4 protein-coding genes are annotated in these 2,866 nt (G+C 31.6%); all 4 read left to right on the top strand.

Annotation, left to right across the window (positions count from 1 at the left end; translation table 11 throughout):
* Positions 1-180 precede the first annotated feature (180 nt).
* The 4 genes from istA to EDD63_RS11395 are packed head-to-tail and all read left to right on the top strand — an operon-like array spanning position 181 to position 2,722.
* A complete protein-coding gene (gene istA / locus EDD63_RS11410) occupies positions 181-1,401 on the top strand; it encodes an IS21 family transposase (RefSeq protein WP_134171439.1) in 1,221 nt (406 codons plus the stop codon).
* Positions 1,398-1,688 carry a hypothetical protein gene (locus tag EDD63_RS11405; protein ID WP_134171438.1) on the top strand — a complete coding sequence of 97 codons (291 nt, stop codon included), beginning with the start codon at positions 1,398-1,400 and terminating at the stop codon, positions 1,686-1,688. The genes istA and EDD63_RS11405 overlap by 4 nt, the downstream gene beginning before the upstream one ends.
* Positions 1,675-2,418, top strand: coding sequence for an IS21-like element helper ATPase IstB (gene istB / locus EDD63_RS11400; protein WP_134171437.1), 744 nt, complete (start codon positions 1,675-1,677; stop codon positions 2,416-2,418). Before EDD63_RS11405 ends, istB begins: the two co-directional genes overlap by 14 nt.
* Positions 2,408-2,722: a DUF6618 family protein gene (locus tag EDD63_RS11395; RefSeq protein ID WP_134171436.1), complete on the top strand. Its 315-nt coding sequence runs from the start codon at positions 2,408-2,410 to the stop codon at positions 2,720-2,722. The genes istB and EDD63_RS11395 overlap by 11 nt, the downstream gene beginning before the upstream one ends.
* Positions 2,723-2,866 lie beyond the last annotated feature (144 nt).

Here is a 2,866-nt window from a genome sequence, read left to right as displayed (position 1 = left end):
TGTAAATTGTAAAATTAACTTGAAGAAAAAACGGAAAACCAAGTGATAAAAAATCGGAATTGCAATTGATGAATTTTCGGAATTATAACTTGAAGAGTTTTGACTTCAAGTTTTTTAGTATTTAAACTGAAAGTATGATGCAATTTTCTTTGTGTCATATATAGAAGGAGGTACTAAAAAATGAGTATCAGTAAAACAAGTAATGAGCGAAAGGAGGTAAAAGGAGTGAAAATAAACATTTCAGAATATGCAAGACAAAACAATATATCCTGGAATACAGCGAAGCGAAGGTTGACGTCGGGTAGTTATCGGAGGAAAAGGAAAATAAATAAGAAATCGAAATTAGATGACTATATGGAAATCATTGAAGTTAAGCTAACCAATTATAATTGCAGTGCAACAGCAATCTATTATTTCATAAAGGAAAAAGGATATACTGGTTCACTATCCCTAGTTATCAAACAAGTCAGCAAAATGAAAGCGAAACTGCATAAAAAAGCAACGTTAAGAGTTGAAACAACACCAGGATTGCAAGCACAAGTTGATTGGAAAGAAACTGTAACTTTACGTACAAAGGATAAAGAAGAATACACAATAAACATCTTTTTATATGTGTTATCGTATTCCAAATTCAAATATATAGAGTTAACTGTGGATCGTACCCAAAAAACATTGTTTACATGTATGAAACACGCGATTGAATATTGTGGAGGCAGTCCTGAAGAAATTTGGTTTGATAACATGAAGACGGTTGTCGATAGTCACGATATCAATACGAATGAGGTTAAATTTAACGATAAATTCATCCAATTCGCAAAAGACTGTCAATTCAAAGCCATCGCATGTAAACCATATCGTCCATGCACGAAAGGAATTGCGGAGAATGTAGCGAAACTTATGAATCGTCTTCAAGTATACAATGATGAATTTGAAGATTACGATGAATTGAACGCAATCGTAAAAAGACTCAATACAAATTTGAATTTGGAAGTAAGCCAAGCAACCAATCGTGTCTGTGTTGAGCTATTTGAAGAAAATGAAAAAGAGTATCTAGCAAAAATTAACTTAGATCATCTAAACTTTAAGCCTAACGTCGAAATTAGAAAAGTAAGTAATGAATCTATGGTAATGTACGAAAATGCTAAATACTCTGTGCCAACTGAATATCTTCATGAGCTTGTGGAAGTTCAGAGGAAAGACAACCAATTGTACATTCATTATAAAGGAAAGGAAATTGCTTGTCATACAATAAGTACTAAACGCTTTAATTATCGAAAAAATGATTTAACCGAAATAGTAAAAACAACTTTCCCAAACGCAAGTGAAGCATCTATTGAGCAAAAAGTTGAAGAGCGTCTTCAAGGTTATGACTGCTTTGGAAAAGCGAGGAAAAGAAAATGATGAATCAAGTATGGTATGTAGGAAGCAGGATGCTAGTTGGTGATGATGCAATATCACATATGATACAGTTGCGACAACAATTATTGAATACTAAAAAAATGATTCATAATCGCTTAGATGAAATTCGTTATCAATTAAACGGCTACGAAGAATCCTTCGAAGAAACATATGTAGCATTATATCAAGATGTAATGGAACTAGGAGAAGCATGTAGTATTGCACAGTTGCAGCTGGAAATGTTGATTGAAGAAGTGGAAAAAGGAGCAAGAAATAATGAATGGATATAATGAATTAATGAATAATTTGGAGCTATTAAAACTCACAAGAATAAAAGAAATATTACCTCAAAAATTAGATGTGTGTGAAGTTGATAATCAAAAATTAATCAACATATTAAATGACATAACGACAAAAGAAATAGAATGTCGTGATGCAAGAGCAAGAGAAATCAATGTGGCAATAAGCGGTTTTCCTTACATAAAGAGAATTAATCAATTTGATTTTGACTTTCAACCAAGTGTTGATCGAAATAAAATAATGGATTTAATGACATTGCGATTTATTGATAATGCAGAAAACATTGTATTCGTAGGTTTACCAGGTACTGGAAAAACGATGCTATCGTGTTGTATAGGAATAGAAGCAGCATCGAATAGAATTAGTACTTACTTTGTATCATGTAGTAAATTACTAGCAGATTTAAAAAAAGCAAAGTATGAAAACAAGTTAGAGTCTAGATTAAAACAATATCGCAAGTACAAGCTACTTATAATTGACGAATTTGGATTTTTAGCACTAAATAAAGATGATGCAAATTTACTCTTTCAGCTAGTAGCTCTAAGATATGAAAAGAAATCCACAATCATCACAACGAATATTGTTTTTTCAAAATGGGGAGAATCACTAAATGATCCAGTATTAGCAACAGCAATCTTAGATAGATTATTGCATCATAGTCATGTGATACAAATTGATGGACCTTCGTATCGAACTAGAGGTGTATTCAATGAAGAATAAGGTGCTTTATAATTGCATTTATGAAGATGATGATTTAATTGAATGGGAAGCGACTGTTGAACATACTGGCAATAATAAAGAAAATCATGAAACAATATTCACTGGAAGAGGTTCAAAAATAATAGCTGTTATCGGTCAATCAACTAATGGTAATTGGATATGTTTTCCTGAACGAGAATATGGATGCTATTTATCATCGTTAGATGATGTATTTTGGAACCAAGAAAAAATAGAAAATGGACTTGGTATCATCGACGCACAAACAGTTGCAAAAGGTTTGAAATATCTTAAAACTATTATCTAAATGAATACTAAAAATCAGGGATAAAGGTCCCTGATTTTTCTATAAGATTCATCAATTTATAATTCCGATTTTTCTTCAACTCATATTCCGAAAATTCATCAACTCTGATTCCGAATTTTCGTTAATTTATAATTGACATTTACA

The organism is Breznakia blatticola (assembly GCF_004365815.1).
GTDB classification, from domain to species: Bacteria; Bacillota_I; Bacilli_A; order Erysipelotrichales; family Erysipelotrichaceae; genus Breznakia; species Breznakia blatticola.
Note: the sequence above shows the minus strand (reverse complement) of the source record. Positions and strands in the feature narration are given on the sequence as shown.

Excerpts from the sequence above, each read along its gene's own strand:
- istB (WP_134171437.1), top strand. The coding sequence starts at position 1,675 with ATGAATGGATATAATGAATTAATGAATAATTTGGAGCTATTAAAACTC.
- EDD63_RS11405 (WP_134171438.1), top strand. The coding sequence starts at position 1,398 with ATGATGAATCAAGTATGGTATGTAGGAAGCAGGATGCTAGTTGGTGAT.
- EDD63_RS11395 (WP_134171436.1), top strand. The coding sequence starts at position 2,408 with ATGAAGAATAAGGTGCTTTATAATTGCATTTATGAAGATGATGATTTA.
- istA (WP_134171439.1), top strand. The coding sequence starts at position 181 with ATGAGTATCAGTAAAACAAGTAATGAGCGAAAGGAGGTAAAAGGAGTG.